16 protein-coding genes are annotated in these 15,826 nt (G+C 52.2%); 7 read left to right on the top strand and 9 right to left on the bottom strand.

Translation table 11 applies throughout. The features are described from left to right. The first annotated feature begins 24 nt into the window (after window positions 1-24). A complete protein-coding gene (mltF, locus tag Q9292_RS01740) occupies window positions 25-1,485 on the top strand; it encodes a membrane-bound lytic murein transglycosylase MltF (protein ID WP_313984013.1) in 1,461 nt (486 codons plus the stop codon). A gap of 13 nt (window positions 1,486-1,498) precedes the next feature. Here the strand turns inward: mltF and Q9292_RS01735 are convergent, their stop codons facing one another. The 6 genes from Q9292_RS01735 to Q9292_RS01710 form a co-directional block, all read right to left on the bottom strand. Next, window positions 1,499-1,774: a hypothetical protein gene (locus tag Q9292_RS01735; protein ID WP_313984010.1), complete on the bottom strand. Its 276-nt coding sequence runs from the start codon at window positions 1,772-1,774 to the stop codon at window positions 1,499-1,501. A 252-nt stretch (window positions 1,775-2,026) separates the two neighbouring features. Beyond that, window positions 2,027-3,298 carry a serine--tRNA ligase gene (serS, locus tag Q9292_RS01730; RefSeq protein WP_313984008.1) on the bottom strand — a complete coding sequence of 424 codons (1,272 nt, stop codon included), beginning with the start codon at window positions 3,296-3,298 and terminating at the stop codon, window positions 2,027-2,029. 39 nt (window positions 3,299-3,337) lie between these two features. After that, a complete protein-coding gene (locus Q9292_RS01725; protein WP_313984005.1) occupies window positions 3,338-3,700 on the bottom strand; it encodes a GxxExxY protein in 363 nt (120 codons plus the stop codon). Window positions 3,701-3,739: 39 nt separating this feature from the next. Beyond that, window positions 3,740-5,050: a replication-associated recombination protein A gene (locus Q9292_RS01720; RefSeq protein WP_194747087.1), complete on the bottom strand. Its 1,311-nt coding sequence runs from the start codon at window positions 5,048-5,050 to the stop codon at window positions 3,740-3,742. 24 nt (window positions 5,051-5,074) lie between these two features. After that, window positions 5,075-5,698: an outer membrane lipoprotein chaperone LolA gene (gene lolA, locus Q9292_RS01715; protein ID WP_275356893.1), complete on the bottom strand. Its 624-nt coding sequence runs from the start codon at window positions 5,696-5,698 to the stop codon at window positions 5,075-5,077. Then, a complete protein-coding gene (locus tag Q9292_RS01710) occupies window positions 5,691-8,006 on the bottom strand; it encodes a DNA translocase FtsK (RefSeq protein WP_313983998.1) in 2,316 nt (771 codons plus the stop codon). Before Q9292_RS01710 ends, lolA begins: the two co-directional genes overlap by 8 nt. Before the next feature lie 109 nt (window positions 8,007-8,115). Between Q9292_RS01710 and Q9292_RS01705 the strand changes: the two genes are divergently transcribed. From Q9292_RS01705 to Q9292_RS01695, 3 genes are all read left to right on the top strand, one after another. Then, on the top strand, window positions 8,116-8,580 hold the full coding sequence (locus Q9292_RS01705; protein ID WP_194747090.1) for a Dps family protein: 465 nt from the start codon (window positions 8,116-8,118) through the stop codon (window positions 8,578-8,580). Window positions 8,581-8,874: 294 nt separating this feature from the next. Continuing rightward, window positions 8,875-9,825, top strand: coding sequence for a thioredoxin-disulfide reductase (gene trxB / locus Q9292_RS01700; protein ID WP_194747091.1), 951 nt, complete (start codon window positions 8,875-8,877; stop codon window positions 9,823-9,825). A gap of 60 nt (window positions 9,826-9,885) precedes the next feature. After that, window positions 9,886-10,431 (top strand): Smr/MutS family protein, encoded by a 546-nt coding sequence (locus Q9292_RS01695; protein WP_194747092.1) that lies wholly within the window; start codon window positions 9,886-9,888, stop codon window positions 10,429-10,431. 46 nt (window positions 10,432-10,477) lie between these two features. Here the strand turns inward: Q9292_RS01695 and Q9292_RS01690 are convergent, their stop codons facing one another. Then, complete coding sequence (locus Q9292_RS01690; RefSeq protein ID WP_313983991.1) at window positions 10,478-11,080, bottom strand: glycine zipper 2TM domain-containing protein; 603 nt, start codon at window positions 11,078-11,080, stop codon at window positions 10,478-10,480. A gap of 129 nt (window positions 11,081-11,209) precedes the next feature. Then, window positions 11,210-11,875, bottom strand: coding sequence for a Crp/Fnr family transcriptional regulator (locus Q9292_RS01685; RefSeq protein ID WP_194747094.1), 666 nt, complete (start codon window positions 11,873-11,875; stop codon window positions 11,210-11,212). A gap of 363 nt (window positions 11,876-12,238) precedes the next feature. Between Q9292_RS01685 and Q9292_RS01680 the strand changes: the two genes are divergently transcribed. From Q9292_RS01680 to Q9292_RS01670, 3 genes are read left to right on the top strand one after another with little or no spacing between them, the layout of a single operon-like run. Further along, window positions 12,239-12,556 (top strand): ArsR/SmtB family transcription factor, encoded by a 318-nt coding sequence (locus Q9292_RS01680; RefSeq protein WP_194747095.1) that lies wholly within the window; start codon window positions 12,239-12,241, stop codon window positions 12,554-12,556. A gap of 38 nt (window positions 12,557-12,594) precedes the next feature. Beyond that, complete coding sequence (locus Q9292_RS01675; RefSeq protein WP_313983985.1) at window positions 12,595-13,026, top strand: beta-lactamase hydrolase domain-containing protein; 432 nt, start codon at window positions 12,595-12,597, stop codon at window positions 13,024-13,026. A 28-nt stretch (window positions 13,027-13,054) separates the two neighbouring features. Beyond that, window positions 13,055-14,281 carry an FAD/NAD(P)-binding oxidoreductase gene (locus Q9292_RS01670; RefSeq protein WP_313983982.1) on the top strand — a complete coding sequence of 409 codons (1,227 nt, stop codon included), beginning with the start codon at window positions 13,055-13,057 and terminating at the stop codon, window positions 14,279-14,281. Window positions 14,282-14,295: 14 nt separating this feature from the next. Here the strand turns inward: Q9292_RS01670 and Q9292_RS01665 are convergent, their stop codons facing one another. Then, complete coding sequence (locus Q9292_RS01665; RefSeq protein ID WP_313983979.1) at window positions 14,296-15,762, bottom strand: leucyl aminopeptidase family protein; 1,467 nt, start codon at window positions 15,760-15,762, stop codon at window positions 14,296-14,298. Window positions 15,763-15,826: the final 64 nt, after the last annotated feature.

Below are 15,826 nucleotides of genomic sequence, written 5' to 3'. Positions count from 1 at the left end.
ATTTCACTGCCGCTTTGCTGGCTCATGCGTTTTCTCTCTGCCCATTTGGTTCGCGCCGTATGGTTAACGGCCCTGCTCTGCCTGGGGCTCAGTGCGTGTAGCGATAATAGTGATACCAAGCCAGCCACACGTGCCAAACCCAAGCCGGATCCTTACACCATTCGCTTTGTCACGATCAATAGCCCCAGCACCTACTTTATCGACAGCCAGAACAATTACGCCGGTCTGGAATATGACCTGGCCAAACGCTTTGTCGAGTTTTTGGGGCCGCCGTATAAACTCGAATTCGTGGTGGTAGACAGTTTTTCCAAAGTGTTCCCTACTCTGCTCAAAGGCGACGCCGACATTGCCGCCGCCGACATCAGCATCACCCCTGCGCGTAAACGCCAAGTGCTGTTTGGACCGGCGTTTAACCAGGTGCAGTCCATGGTGGTGTTTAACCGCGACAAAAACAGTGAGCCGACTCATGCCAATGCGCTTTTGAATAAACGCATTGTGCTGCCCAAAAGCACCAGTTTTGTTGAACGCATGCGCGAGCTGCAGGCCAAGTATCCGGGCCTGACCTGGAAAGAGTCCGACAAAATGAGCTCAGAACAACTGATTGAAGCGGTGGCACGCAATGAGATCGACTTTACCGTGGCAGACAATCACCTGCTGGCGATCTTGCAATATAACTATCCGCAGCTGGATGCTGGCATGATGCTGGGCCAGGCTGACAAAATCGCCTGGGCGCTAAACAAACTGCATGGCGAACCGCGGCTCAAACAAGTACAGGCTTTTTTCAAGCAGATCGAAAAAAATGGCGTACTGCGCAACCTGGTTGACCGCTATCACGGCCATACCAAACGTTTAAAACCGGTTGATGTGGTTACCTTCCTCACCAAATCGCAGACCTTGCTGCCCAGGTATATCCGCCTGTTTAAAAATGCACAAGAAATCACCGACATCGACTGGCGATTGCTGGCCGCGCTCAGCTACCAGGAATCTCACTGGGATAATTACAGCACCTCGCCCACCAATGTGCGCGGGCTCATGATGCTCACCGAACAAACCTCTAACATGATGAACGTCACCGACCGGCTAGACCCCAAGCAAAGCGTGATGGCTGGCGCCAAGTTTTTTCTATGGATGAAAGACCGCATTCCCGCACGCATCCCTGAACCTGACCGTACCTTTATGACCCTGGCCGCCTATAACAACGGCGTCGGCCACCTGGAAGATGCACGCATCATTGCCCAGCGCCTGGGCCTCAATCCCGATAGCTGGGCAGACGTCAAACGCGGCTACCAACTGCTCAATGACCCCACCCACTACGTTAACGCCAAACATGGCTACTGCAGCTGCGGCGCGCCCGTGATCTATACCGAGCTGGTCAGAAGCTATTACCAGATCATGCAAAAATACTTTCCGCCCTATGACCCTGGCGTAGACCCATACAAAATCGCAGACATAAAAATGCCCTGGTTGTTAGCCAGGGCATCATAAAAAATTCAAACCATTAAGTTTTGTTGCATTCAACCACCAAATGGTGTTCTGTTGGCATATAAAAACCATCCCCAGCATCTGGGTGATCGAGCACATGATGTTCCACCAACTTGAAATCACTGGCGCATAGGTCTTTGGCCTTGGTTTTGCACTCCTCTAAACTGCTATTGAATTCACTGCAAGTCAATTTAAAACCTTGTTTACCATTGCCTGCGTCAAACGGGGTAGATTGCACGCTGGCGCAAAAAATGAACAATGCTAAAGGGATAAAACGTAGTGATGTTTTCATGATCTCAGCTCCTGTTTAACAAATTTCATAGATTTGTCATACCAATGTCATTTTTCTGTGAATGACATATACGTATGTGCTTAGGAGTTAAGTAAAGTTGCATGAAATTTTTGTGACATGCTGTTTCTGATAATAAGTACAATTTTCTGAGTCATTGATCGCAACAATTGATGCCATGTAACACATACTAGTTAGAAATAAAAATGCCTTGGCTATCAACCAAGGCATTTTAAAAAACAATGGTTGAATCTATTAACTAAGCAGGGTCTTTCCGCCCATATAGGGTTGTAATGCTTTAGGAATATTCACCGTGCCATCAGCGTTTTGGTTATTCTCCAGCACGGCTACAAGCGTGCGGCCGACGGCTAGGCCAGAACCATTCAAGGTATGCAACAACTCAGGCTTGCCATTGGCATTACGGAAACGGGCCTGCAAACGGCGCGCCTGGAAGGCTTCGCAGTTGGAAACAGATGAAATTTCACGGTAGGTATTCTGTGCGGGCAACCAGACTTCGAGGTCGTAGGTTTTAGCGGCGCCAAAGCCCATATCGCCGGTGCAAAGCGAGACAACACGGTATGGCAGTTCGAGTGCCTGCAAAATCGCCTCGGCGTGGCCAACCATTTCTTCCAGCGCCTGATAGCTGGTGTCAGGGTGCACAATCTGTACCATCTCGACTTTATCAAACTGGTGCTGGCGGATCATGCCTTTGGTATCTTTACCATAAGACCCGGCCTCTGATCGGAAGCATGGGGTATGCGCGGTCAGCTTGATCGGCAGGCTGTCCATGGCGACAATTTCATCCCGCACCGTGTTGGTCAGCGTGACTTCTGAAGTCGGGATCAGGTAGAGCTTGCTGTCATTGTGGGCGGTAGAGAACAAATCCTCTTCAAACTTGGGTAATTGGCCGGTACCGATCAGGGTTTCGCGGTTAACCATATACGGCGTATAGCACTCGGTATAGCCATGTTTCTCGGTCTGGGTATCCAGCATAAACTGGGCAATCGCGCGGTGCAGTTTGGCTATCTGGCCCTTCATAAAGGTGAAACGCGCGCCTGAGAGTTTTGCCCCGGTATCAAAATCCAGCCCTAATGCCGCACCGACATCAGCGTGGTCTTTGACGGCAAAGTCAAACTGGCGTGGCGTGCCCCAACGACGCACTTCGACGTTTTGGCTTTCATCCTGCCCGACCGGCACGCTCTCATGCGGCAGGTTAGGCACATTTTGCATCAAGACCAGCATTTTGGCCTGTACATCATTGAGCTCTGCCTCCGCCGATTTCAGCGCATCGCCCAAACCAGCTACCTCAGCCAGAATCGCACTGGCATCTTCGCCTTTGGATTTGGCGATGCCGATTTGCTTGGAGGCTGCATTGCGCTTGGCTTGAAGATTTTCCGTATTGGTTTGAATGGTTTTGCGCTGCGCTTCAAGCGCTTTGAACTCTTCTGCCGGGAAAGCAAATTTGCGTGCCGCCAAACGTGCCACAACATTGTCCAAATCGTTTCTAAGTTGTTGTATGTCTAACATAAGTTCTTTCTTTTATTTTAGCCACAGAGCACACAGAGTTCACAGAGAAACCCGTTTGACTCCATTGACCAGTTTAGGCTCTGCAAAATTAATTAACAGGCCACGCTTCAAGCCTGTCGATTTTAAATATGAAATCAGTTGTGCATAGGCAAAATCAGGCAATTTTGTTTGTGCTTTCAGCTCCACAACAACCTCACCTTGCACCAGTAAATCCAGCCGCTGACCTTGAATCACAACGTTTTTATAGCGCACATTTACTTCAACCTGGCGTTGATATGCAATGCTACGCAACGAAAGCTCATGGCAAAGTGCGCTTTCGTAAACAGACTCTATTAAACCCACACCAAGTTCACGATGTACCTCAATGGCTGCCCCAATAATCTGACCAGTCAAATCGTCCATTTGGTTTTCTCTGTGCACTCTGCGTCCTCTGTGGCTAAATTATTTTTTAGCTTTTTTATCCAGTTCCTTCAGGTGCTTTAATTTTTCACCTATTTTACCTTCCAAACCGCGTGGTGTGGGTTGGTAAAAGGATTGCGGTGCTAAATCGTCAGGGAAATAACTTTCACCTGCCGCATAGGCCTCAGGCTCGTTATGGGCATAGCGGTATTCTTTGCCGTAATCCAATGCTTTCATTAGCTTGGTGGGAGCGTTACGCAAATGCAGCGGCACGGTGCGGGATTTATCCTGTGCAACAAAGGCTTTGGCCTGGTTATAAGCCATATAGCCCGCATTACTTTTGGCCGCCACGGCCAGATAAATCACTGCCTGGGCCAGGGCCAGTTCGCCTTCGGGGCTCCCCAGACGCTCAAAGGTCAAAGCAGCATCATTGGCAATCTGCATGGCGCGAGGGTCAGCCAGGCCGATGTCTTCCCAGGCCATACGGATAATGCGGCGCGCGAGGTAAAGGGGTTCGGCGCCACCATCGAGCATGCGCATGAGCCAGTACAAGGCGGCATCCGGGTTTGAGCCGCGCACGGATTTGTGCAGGGCAGAAATCTGGTCATAGAAGGCTTCACCGCCTTTATCAAAGCGGCGCAGCTTGCTAGCCATGGTGGACTGCAAAAAGGATTCATCTATGCGATCGACTTTGGCTGCAATGGCGCCGTTAAACAGGCCTTCAGCAAAATTAAGCAGGCGTCTGGCGTCACCATCGGCATAGGCGAGCACCTGTTCTTGCACCGCCTCATCTAGGGCAACAGCAGGTGCGACTTTTAAGCGCGCACGCTCAAGCAATTGCGCCAGCTCGTCTTCATTAAGTGCATTGAGTACAAACACCTGCGCCCGGCTCAGCAACGCGCTATTGACTTCAAATGAGGGGTTTTCGGTGGTGGCGCCAATAAAGGTGATCAGCCCACTTTCGACATAAGGCAAAAACGCATCCTGCTGCCCTTTGTTAAAGCGGTGAACCTCATCGACAAACAGGATAGTATTGCGACCCGTTTGTTGCAAGGTGAGTTCTGCACGCTCAACGGCTTCGCGGATATCTTTAATGCCGGATAGCACGGCAGAGAGCGGCACAAATTCGGTATCCGCAGTTTGCGCAATCAGGCGCGCCAATGTGGTTTTACCCACCCCTGGTGGGCCCCATAAAATCATCGAGGGCAACTTGCCGGATTCAAATGCGCGTCGCAACGGCTTGCCCTCACCGAGCAGGTGGGTTTGCCCGACCACTTCAGACAATGTTTTTGGTCGTAGCTGCTCAGCAAGTGGAATACTGGAGGGAGTTTGCGGTTCAAACAGGGATGACATGATGATTCTGGCGCGGTCTACTGGCTACTCGCCAACGACATCCACCCCTTTGGGCACAGTAAACAGAAACTGGTTGGCGTTGAGGTTGGGGTTCACTTCCACATTTGAAAACACGATATGCGTGCTTTGACCAAACGCATCCACCAGCCGCATTTCTGCCAGCTTGCCCTGGCTGAAGGAAATAATCACCACCTGAAAACCACTGTCTTTTTGAATTGGCTTGGCCTGTACGCGTTGCAAGCCCTCAAAATCGAGCAAACGCGTGAGACGGAAGCTCTCTTCGACATTAGGACCACCTGCCAGCAAAGCCGCGGGACTGGTGCCTAATACTTTATCTACCGTACGCAGGGTGACTTGCTGCAAGTCGACATCAAACAAAAATACCTGACGGCCATCGCTGATGATTTGCTGCTCGTAAGGCTTTTGATAATCCCAGCGGAATTTGTTGGGCCGCTGCAATAGCATGGTGCCGTTGACCTCTTGCAGCTTGCGGCCTTTTTGGTCAAACACGGTCTGCTTGAAGTTGGCGCGCATGGCATGCGTGCTCTGGTAGAACTGCTTTAAATCATCGATGCCATCGGCAAATGCCGTTGAAATGAGACATACGCTACATAACGCCAGCAGCACTCGGGTAAATACTTTATTCATGGTCTCCTCCGGCTTTTACTAATACCTCACGGTTGCCATTGCTTTGCATGGCAGAGACAAGTCCGGCACGTTCCATATCTTCTATCAGGCGGGCAGCGCGGTTGTAGCCTATGCGCAATTGACGCTGCACCGATGAGATAGAGGCGCGGCGTGTTTTGAGCACAATCGCCACCGCTTCATCATACAGCGGGTCTTTTTCGCCGCCCGCACTGGCCTCGCCACCACCCAGGCTATCCAGGTCGCCGCCTTCGGTCTCATTGGTGAGAATGCCTTCAATGTAGTTTGGTTCGCCTTGCGCCTTGAGGAAGTTAACCACGTTATGCACTTCGCCATCACTGACGAATGCACCGTGAATCCGTTGCGGATAGCCGCTACCGGGCGGCAGATACAGCATATCCCCCTGGCCGAGCAAAGTTTCGGCGCCCATTTGGTCGAGAATGGTACGCGAGTCTATCTTGCTCGATACCTGGAATGCCACGCGTGTGGGCACGTTGGCTTTAATCAGGCCGGTAATCACATCTACCGAAGGGCGTTGCGTGGCCAACACCAGATGAATGCCTGAGGCACGGGCTTTTTGCGCCAAGCGTGCAATCAGTTCTTCTACCTTTTTGCCTACCACCATCATCAAGTCAGCCAGCTCATCAATCACAACGACGATCAACGGCATTTCATCGAGTGGCTCCGGCTCGTCCGGTGTCAAACTAAATGGATGCGGGATCGAAGTACCCTGTTTTTTCGCATCGACAATTTTCTGGTTATAGCCAGCCAGGTTACGCACACCCAGCGTAGACATCAGTTTATAGCGACGCTCCATCTCGGCCACACACCAGTTGAGAGCATTGGCGGCCTGGCGCATATCGGTCACCACCGGCGCCAACAAATGCGGAATGCCTTCATATACAGACAATTCCAGCATTTTCGGGTCAATCAGGATCATGCGCACGCGGCTGGCTTCCGCTTTGTACAACAAACTCAAAATCAGCGCATTAATCGCCACCGACTTACCAGAACCGGTGGTCCCCGCCACCAGCACATGCGGCATTTTCGCCAGGTCGGCCACAATCGGCTTGCCGGCAATGTCTTTACCCATGGCAATCGCGAGCGGCGAATTTAAATCGGCATAAGCCTGGCTACCCATAATCTCGGTGAGTGAGACGATCTGGCGTTTGGGGTTAGGGATTTCAAGCCCCATATAGCTTTTGCCAGGAATCGTCTCGACCACCCGCACGCTAATCACGGACAAGGCCCGCGCCAAATCTTTAGACAGGTTAGTGATCTGGCTACCTTTGACGCCGGGTGCCGGATCCAGCTCATAGCGCGTAATCACCGGCCCGGGTTGCGCGGTCACCACCTTAACCTCGATGCCAAAATCCATGAGCTTGCGCTCAATCAGGCGCGAGGTGAAGTCCAGAGTTTCTGCCGATTGCAACTCCACCGACTGGTTAGGCGCATCCAGCAAATGCAACGGTGGCAGGCCTTCCTGCTCTATGGCCTCAAACAACACCGCCTGTTTCTCTTTGACCACGCGCTCGCTTGGCGCGATGGCAACCTCAGGCACAGTAATCTCCACCGGCTTGCGGTCTTCAATGCGCTTGCGTTCCGCCTCGACAAACTCTTCACGCGCCTGCAACACCTGACGGCCGACTTGACGGTCTTGCCAGTCCTGGTATTTCAATACGCTCCATTGGTAAAACTGAATGACCCACTCACCGAGCCGTTCGCTCATGGTGATCAGCGACCAGCCAGTAAACAGGCTAAAGGCCGTTGCAAATAACACCAGCAACAACATGGTCGATCCGGCAAAACCAAACATATTGCGCAGGAGATGGTCGATGCCGCTACCGATCACCCCACCCTGCTTGAGTGGAAAATCAGCAGGCAAACTCACCAGATGCCCAGACTCCAGGGCTGCAGAGGCAAGCAGCATCAAGGCAAAACCGACGGCATTCAACCACCAATCCTGCTTTTCAGCCGCATTCTGGTGCAGCCGCTGATACATGAGCCACACCACAAAAAAAGCCAACACCACAAACCACCAGGAAGAAAATCCAAACAGAGACAGAAAAATATCGGCCATCCAGGCACCAACCGTGCCGCCTGCATTGTGAATGCGGTCACTCTCCCCCACCGCGTGCGTCCAGCCTGGATCTTCATGCGAGTAAGTCAGTAAAATCACCGCCAAAAAAACACCGAGTGCCGCCAGCGCAATCCAGGCAACTTCACGGATAAGCTTGGCGTCGCGCAGCTGTTTTTCCGTCGAGACTTTTTCCAGACGGACATTAGCGGCTTTTTTCTTATTAAAAAACAATATGTTGTCTCTTTCTCTGCAAGAGTGAACTTAAATGATTATAGCAAAATCAAATTGCAGACAGGGGAACGAGGTTCTAAAATACCCTAATCACTCACAAGGAGAGCTCATGGATATCGGAATTAACAATGAAAACCGCCAGGAAATCGCGCAAGGCTTGTCCAAGCTGCTGGCAGACACTTACACGTTATATCTCAAAACGCACTATTTTCATTGGAACGTCACTGGCCCGATGTTCAATACCTTGCATTTGATGTTTGAAACACAATACACCGAGCTCGCATTGGCCGTAGACCTGGTGGCTGAGCGTATCCGTTCACTGGGCGTGTATGCGCCAGGCACTTACGCACAATTTTCCAAGCTGACTTCGATTGAAGAAACCGTGGACGTGCCTAAAGCCAACGACATGATCAGCGAACTGGTGGCTGGTCATGAAGCGGTTTGCCGCACAGCACGTAGCGTGTTCCCGGCAGCAGAGAAAGCCTCTGATGAAGCCACGGCTGACTTGCTGACTCAACGCCTGCAGGTTCATGAAAAGACTGCTTGGATGCTAAGAAGCTTGTTGGAAAAGTAATTTCGAGCAGTCTTTCAGTGCAGGCTAACCTGCTGGTGATGTCGGAACTAAAAAACTGAATGGATGTTACGTAGCTTATTAGAAAAATAAGCTACGGATGCAGTCTTTCGTTGTAGGCTCACTCGGCGTAGCCGATGTTAAGCAAAGCGGCCTAAGCCAAAAAACTGCTTGGATGCTAACAAGCTTGCTGAAAAAATCTTTATATATTGATCACTTGACTGGAATATGACCATTTAAAAATCGATGGTCATCCCCATCTGAATAAAAATAACCTTCCTGAATGGAATTTTCACCATGGCAACTAAACACGCCCGTTTAATGATTCTTGGCTCCGGCCCTGCCGGGTATACGGCAGCCGTCTATGCGGCTCGCGCCAACCTTAACCCGGTTTTAATCACTGGTCTCGCGCAAGGTGGCCAGCTCATGACCACAACTGAAGTCGATAACTGGCCTGCAGATGCCAACGGCGTCATGGGTCCGGAACTGATGGCGCGCTTTCAGCAACATGCCGAGCGCTTTAACACCGAGATGATTTTTGACCACATTCATACCACCCATCTCACAGAAAAACCGATTCGTTTGGTGGGCGACAGTGGCGAGTACACCTGCGATGCGCTAATTATTGCAACAGGCGCTTCTGCCAAATACCTGGGCCTGCCCAGCGAAGAAGCGTTTGCGGGCAAAGGCGTGTCCGCCTGTGCCACCTGTGACGGCTTCTTCTACCGCAACCAGGAGGTCGCCGTAGTGGGTGGCGGCAACACTGCAGTGGAAGAAACGCTTTATCTGGCAAACATTGCCAGCAAGGTCACCCTAGTTCACCGCCGTGACAAATTCAAGGCCGAAGCCATTCTGGTAGACAAGCTGATGGAGCGCGTGAAAGAAGGCAAAGTGGTGCTGGAAACCTTCCAGACGCTGGATGAAGTGCTCGGTGACAACACGGGCGTGACGGGTATGCGGCTGAAAGACGTCAATTCTGGCACCACCAAAGACATTCCCCTCAAAGGCGTGTTTATTGCCATTGGTCACCAGCCGAATACGCAAATCTTTGAAGGCCAGCTGGAGATGGAGGGTGGTTATATCGTCACCCAGGCAGGCCGCCAGGGCAATTTCACAGCCACCAGCATCCCCGGTGTATTTGCTGCGGGCGATGTGCAAGACCATATTTACCGCCAGGCAGTCACCAGCGCCGGCACCGGTTGTATGGCCGCGCTAGATGCCGAGCGCTATCTGACCAGTCTGGAATAAATCCAGCAGCAATCGTGAAGAAGCGCACCCCGGTGCGCTTTTTTATTTTAAAATCGGGTTATGTCACAAGAACATCCGGACAACGATGAAAATGATGTGTCACTGTTTTACGAAGCAGTCAAAGGCGCACGTCCGGTCAAAACCAACCGCGTTTCCCATGCGCCCAAAAAACCCAAACCGATTCCGCGCCAACTGATCCGCGATGAAAAACAGGCACTGATCGATTCGCTCAGCGACCACTACATCCCTGCCTACGAACTCGAAAGCGGCGAAGAATTACTGTATTTGCGCGAAGGCCAGTCACCGATGGTGTTAAGCAAACTGCGCCGTGGTCATTGGGTGGTGCAAGCGCATATCGACTTGCATGGCCTGATCAGTGATGAGGCCAGGGTCACAGTCTCCGAATTTATTGCCGGCTGTAAAAAACGTGGGCTGCGTTGTGTACGCATCGTGCATGGCAAAGGCCTGGGCTCGCGCAATAAAGAGCCTGTGCTTAAACACAAATTACGCAACTGGCTCATGCAAAAGGATGAAGTGATTGCCTATGCCCAGGCACGGGCCAATGATGGCGGCAGCGGGGCCGTGATCGTCTTGCTCAAAGCATAAACGTGCTGCCATCTCTGGCAACGCGTCATGAGCCTCAATCAGAAACTTACCAATATTGTGGAGATGGATGGTGGCGCGGACCATGTCCTCTCATGGCGGCTGGACGGTAGACTGGTGCTGGCATCGGCTGTACCTGTGCGACATTTGGCCTCACCATCACAGCCACTTCCAGCGAAGGGCCGGGATCGCGGTCCATCATGGTAGCGTATTGGCGGCCCTGATATTCATAATTCACCAGATAGCCCGTGGTCACGGTTTGCCACTGGTCCACCATCACACATTGCTGCACGGGGCGGGTGACAACACGCTCATTGCCATAGGGATTATGGTTGTCCACGCGGTCACCGACAATGGCGCCTACCCCGGCACCAACAGCGGCAGCAGCCACACGGCCACCACCCCGGCCTATGGTGCTGCCCAGCAAACCACCTGCTACGCCACCAATAATGGCGCCGGTGTTAGATCGCGCCGGCGCCTGATAAACACTTTCATTAATGTACTCAGTCCGGCACTCCTGACGTGGCTGATTGACTTGTTGCACCTGGGGCGCCACAGACAGCACCCGCGCCCGGTCTATATATTCGGCATCGGCAAATGCAGCCTGGCTGGCCAGCAACATCCAGGCACTGATTGCGATAGTTTTACGCACGTTGTTTCTCCTCTCAACATTCACACTGCATGTGGCAGTTGAGATTGATAACGTGCAGGCTGTGCAGTGCGATGACGCACAGACAGGACGCCGTGAGCGAAATTTTGTATCAGCGTGGATACAAGCAGGTTATTGATTGCTATTGGCCAGCTTGAGCAACTCGCCGCGTTGCTGGATTTCAATCACGCCGCGTCCCATGGTCAACCAGCCTTTTTGTTCCAGGCGCTTAAGCTGGCGGCTGATGACTTCACGCGCGGTGCCCAATTCGTCAGCGATCTGCTGATGGGTGCGCTGTATGGTGTTATTGCCCATGTCCAACAGCCACTTGGCCAGGCGTGCATCCAGCGTCTGAAAAGCGACTTCATCCAGCAACACAATGAGGTCGCTGATCAGTGCGCCATAGTTCTGCATGACGTACTGCCTGAACACCGGCGAATCAATCATGAGTTTATGAAAAATGGCTTCCGGGATAATCACATCCTGAATGTCATCTTCAACCACGGTAGAGGCCGGATATTGGCTGTTGCCTAACAGGCAAGTTGTCGTGATCACACAGGTTTCACCGGCACCCACGCGATAAAGCACGATTTCACGCCCGCTGGCTGACATTTTATAAACGCGCGAGCGCCCTTTTAAACGCAGCACATAGCCGCCGCAATGGTCACCTTCGCGATAGCCAATCGCACCAACCGGCGCCTCTACAATGCGCGCATACTGCGAAACCAGTTTTTTTGCAGAGTCTTCCAATGCTTCCAGTTCTGGAAACAGACTGATCCATCCTAATGATTGCATCATCCCAATATCCCCATTCGTTCATTTTTTTGCTTGTCATACCTGCATGACAGCCACTTTTTTTATGTACTGCACTTTATCACAGTTTGATTTGCATCCCTGTTTCAGATGGATTTGGCATGTGAACGTGCGATGGCAACTTGGTAGAGGTCGAGGGTCATCGTCATATGATTGACCGCAAGCTTGCCCAAAAAATATACAAATTGGAATAAGTTGATAACGCACCCCGTCATTCCATCATCCGCAACACACAAAAAGTCATGCCCAGATAAGTGTTAAAGCGTACACAATCTGTGACAACAGGTTTATGATTGAATTTCAACGTACAAAGAAAATAAAAATATAAATGATTATGCAAGGGGTAATATGCAAACTTCAGAAATTGCGGTGGATCTGTTTGATCAGCTAAGGGCCTCGGCCGATCAAGCCAGTCAGTTAATGAAGGCCATGGCCAATACAGACCGCTTGATGCTGTTGTGCCAACTGTCACAGGGCGAAAAATCCGTCAGTGAATTAGAGGCCTGCCTGAATCTCAGGCAACCCAGCTTGTCACAACAGTTAACCGTGTTGCGCGAAGCGCAGCTGGTGACCACCCGCCGCGAAGGTAAAAACGTGTTTTACCGTATAGGCAGCCCCGCCGCGCTTGCGGTGATCCAGGTGTTACACCACGAGTTTTGCAAATAATCCGGCGGGGACCATGCATCATTGCCGAGGACGTCACGATGAATCTCAAACAAATCGACCAACATTACAGTATCAGCGACCAACTCACGCCTGAAGATTTAAATGCGCTGGCTGCGCAAGGCACGACCTTGGTGGTCAACTTCAGGCCTGATGGCGAGGGCGGCGAATCGCAGCCTGTCAGCGAGGCCTTGGCCTCGCAAGCGACAGCGCTAGGCATAGCCTATGCGTACATCCCGGTAGTCCCCAACCAGATCTCAACCGAGCATGTGGCTCAACTGCAAACCTTGCTGATCAGCCACCCGGGACCCGTCGTCGGCTTTTGCCGTACTGGCAACCGGGCAAATCAAGTCTACCAACTGGCCTTACAGTCGCCCGCTGTGGCTGCCCAAAGCAAACCTGCTTGTTGCGGTGGATCAGCGGAGACCAAAGAGGGCTTACTGGATAAAGTTAAAGGCTGGTTCAAAGAATAAAATCAATAAGAGAAGACGGTTTCACACCATGCAAAAAAATAACTTTGATATTGTGATTGTCGGTGGTGGCGCGGCGGGTTGTGCTATGGCTGCCAGCCTGAAAAAACGCGATAACACACTTGCGATTGCCATTATTGAGCCGGCAGCGCAGCATTATTACCAGCCAGCCTGGACCTTAGTCGGCGCGGGCGAGTTTGACGCAGCGAATACGGTACGCCCCATGGCTGAATGCATCCCGCACGGTGTCACCTGGCTACACGCGGCAGCGACCGGCTTTATGCCTGAAGAGAAACACGTTGTCACTGACCGCCTGGGCAAGATTCAATATCAACAACTGGTGGTTGCCGCAGGCCTTAAACTGCATTGGGAGGGCATTAAAGGTTTGCCAGCAACGCTGGGCAAACATGGGGTGACCTCAAACTACCGCTTTGACCTGGCTCCTTACACCTGGCAACTGGTGCAGCAATTACAGTCGGGCAAAGCCCTGTTCACTCAGCCCCCCATGCCAATCAAATGTGCAGGCGCACCGCAAAAAGCGCTCTATCTTTCTTGTGCAGAATGGTTGGCGCAGGGTTGGCTAGGCCAGATCAAGGCCTCGTTTTACAGTGCCGCACCCGCTTTGTTTGGCGTGAAAGAGTATGTGGAGCCGCTGATGCAGTATATCCGTCGCTATCAGGTGGATTTGCATTTGAATAGCACGCTGGTAGAAGTGGACGGCCCCAACAAAACCGCCTGGTTTAATATCAAGGATGCCGACGGCAACGTGCAGCGCATCAGCGAAACGTTTGACATGCTGCATGTGGTGCCGCCACAAACGGCGCCCGACTTCATCAAGCAAAGCCCGTTAGCGAATGCGGATGGCTGGGTGGAAGTCGATCAGCACAGTTTGCAACATGTGCGCTATCCAGATATTTTCGGCGTGGGCGACTGCACCAACACCCCCAATGCCAAAACCGCAGCGGCTGCCCGCAAACAAGTGGTCATTGCCGCAGAAAACCTGTTGGCGGCGCGGGCGGGCCTGGCACTGCCCTCGCGTTATGACGGTTATGGTTCCTGCCCGCTGACGGTTGAAAAAGGCAAAATCATCCTTGCCGAATTTGGCTATGGTGGCAAAATCGTCCCCACCTTCCCTTGGGATTCAACCAAAGCCCGCCGTTCTGCCTGGTGGCTCAAGAAATACCTGTTACCAAAGGTCTATTGGCACCTGATGCTGAAAGGTCGCGAATGGCTGGCCAGATGCGGGGCGTGTGGCTAGCACGCACCCCCAAATTAACGTTTAGCTTTGCTGGCGAGAAACTGCTTGAGCCATTGCAAGGTGAGGGCCACACCAAAGCCATTCACCTCACTGGCGACCGCACCCAAACCGTCTTTGTGTGTATAAGACGACAAGTCTATGTGGCACCAATCGACCTCATGCTCGATAAACTTGCCTAAAAACCGCGCGGCAAGCATATGGTCCGCATCACTGTCGATTGTGCACTGCCTGATGTCGGCAATCTCGCTGTCCAATTCGCTGTCGTAATCTTCTGCATATGGAAACGCCACCACTCGCTCGCCACTCTCAGTACCGGCCTCGACCATCTGCTGCGCCAGGCTGGGTTGGTTGGCAATAATGCCGCTCATACGCGACCCCAGCGCAGTTTGCATGCTGCCGGTGAGTGTGGCGTAATCAAGGATGATATCCGGTTTGCTGCGGCTGGCCAGAGTCAGGGTATCAGCCAGCACCATACGGCCTTCGGCATCGGTATGCACGATTTCGATGGTCATGCCATTGAGCGCCGTGACCACATCATTTTGCTTGTAAGCATTGGGGCCAATATGGTTTTGCGCCAGGGCAAGCCAGCAGTCCACATTCACAGCCAACTGTTGTGCGCTAATCGCCTGCAACACACCAACCGCCACCGCGCTGCCGTTCATGTCCTGATGCATGCCTTGCATATATTTGGCCGATTTCAAATTATGGCCGCCGGTATCAAAGCAAATGCCCTTGCCCACCAGCGCCAGCGTTTTTTTCGCCTGCGGATGGCGATAGCTCAACCTCACAATCGCGGCATCCTGCGGCTCCGAGCCTTGCGCGACGGCCACAAAAGCACCTGCGCCCAACGCCCTTAGCCTATCAATATCAAACGCCTCATATTGCCACCCTTTTTCGCTGGCCATAGATTGCAAGCACTGTTGATACAGCGATGGCGTCAACATATTGGGCGGCGTCATAGTCAACGCGCGGCAGACGGTATTGCCAGCGACCACAGCGGTGACCTCTTCCGTCCAGTCGAGGGCATCGACACCAAACAGGCCGATTTCTCGTAAGGACTGACCCTTGTGCTTTTTCTTGAGCACCGGCAAAGCTTGCGCATTCACCAGCGTGACATACGCCGCCTGCCGGGCCAGCACGGTGGCCTGTTTTTTTGCATACACACCAATGGCGATGCGCGCAGGATGCTCCTCCAGCAACGGCTTCACCGCGCTGCGTAACAGGCTATTCAACGCAAAACGAGGACTACTGGCCTCGACTTGTACCAGACTCACCAGGCGGCCATCTGGCCATTCAAGCGTGACCGGCTTTTGTGCCAAATCAGCGGCAGTGAGGCCAGCCCGCGCCAGTTTTGCGGCTAATGCTTCGCCAAATGGCAGGGTAGAAAAGTATTTTTCTTCAAATACCAGCAAAATATGCTGCGCAAATGCGGACAACACGGTTGAATTGACTTCAGAATTTTGGGACCACTCGATGCGCATACAGTCAGAAAACACTCTTATATAAAATATTAAATAAACGTAGCAAAAGCCAGTAGACAAGCGT

The sequence above is a fragment of the Methylophilus sp. VKM B-3414 genome (genome assembly GCF_032248435.1).
In the GTDB taxonomy this organism is placed as follows: domain Bacteria; phylum Pseudomonadota; class Gammaproteobacteria; order Burkholderiales; family Methylophilaceae; genus Methylophilus; species Methylophilus glucosoxydans.
The sequence above is the reverse complement of the archived record's forward strand: the minus strand, read 5'-3'. Positions and strand labels throughout refer to the sequence as shown.

Bases quoted from the DNA above. Each gene is read 5' to 3' on its own strand.
- mltF (WP_313984013.1), top strand. From the start codon at position 25: ATGCGTTTTCTCTCTGCCCATTTGGTTCGCGCCGTATGGTTAACGGCC.
- Q9292_RS01735 (WP_313984010.1), bottom strand. From the start codon at position 1,774: ATGAAAACATCACTACGTTTTATCCCTTTAGCATTGTTCATTTTTTGC.
- serS (WP_313984008.1), bottom strand. From the start codon at position 3,298: ATGTTAGACATACAACAACTTAGAAACGATTTGGACAATGTTGTGGCA.
- Q9292_RS01725 (WP_313984005.1), bottom strand. From the start codon at position 3,700: ATGGACGATTTGACTGGTCAGATTATTGGGGCAGCCATTGAGGTACAT.
- Q9292_RS01720 (WP_194747087.1), bottom strand. From the start codon at position 5,050: ATGTCATCCCTGTTTGAACCGCAAACTCCCTCCAGTATTCCACTTGCT.
- lolA (WP_275356893.1), bottom strand. From the start codon at position 5,698: ATGAATAAAGTATTTACCCGAGTGCTGCTGGCGTTATGTAGCGTATGT.
- Q9292_RS01705 (WP_194747090.1), top strand. From the start codon at position 8,116: ATGGATATCGGAATTAACAATGAAAACCGCCAGGAAATCGCGCAAGGC.
- trxB (WP_194747091.1), top strand. From the start codon at position 8,875: ATGGCAACTAAACACGCCCGTTTAATGATTCTTGGCTCCGGCCCTGCC.
- Q9292_RS01695 (WP_194747092.1), top strand. From the start codon at position 9,886: ATGTCACAAGAACATCCGGACAACGATGAAAATGATGTGTCACTGTTT.
- Q9292_RS01685 (WP_194747094.1), bottom strand. From the start codon at position 11,875: ATGATGCAATCATTAGGATGGATCAGTCTGTTTCCAGAACTGGAAGCA.
- Q9292_RS01680 (WP_194747095.1), top strand. From the start codon at position 12,239: ATGCAAACTTCAGAAATTGCGGTGGATCTGTTTGATCAGCTAAGGGCC.
- Q9292_RS01675 (WP_313983985.1), top strand. From the start codon at position 12,595: ATGAATCTCAAACAAATCGACCAACATTACAGTATCAGCGACCAACTC.
- Q9292_RS01670 (WP_313983982.1), top strand. From the start codon at position 13,055: ATGCAAAAAAATAACTTTGATATTGTGATTGTCGGTGGTGGCGCGGCG.
- Q9292_RS01665 (WP_313983979.1), bottom strand. From the start codon at position 15,762: ATGCGCATCGAGTGGTCCCAAAATTCTGAAGTCAATTCAACCGTGTTG.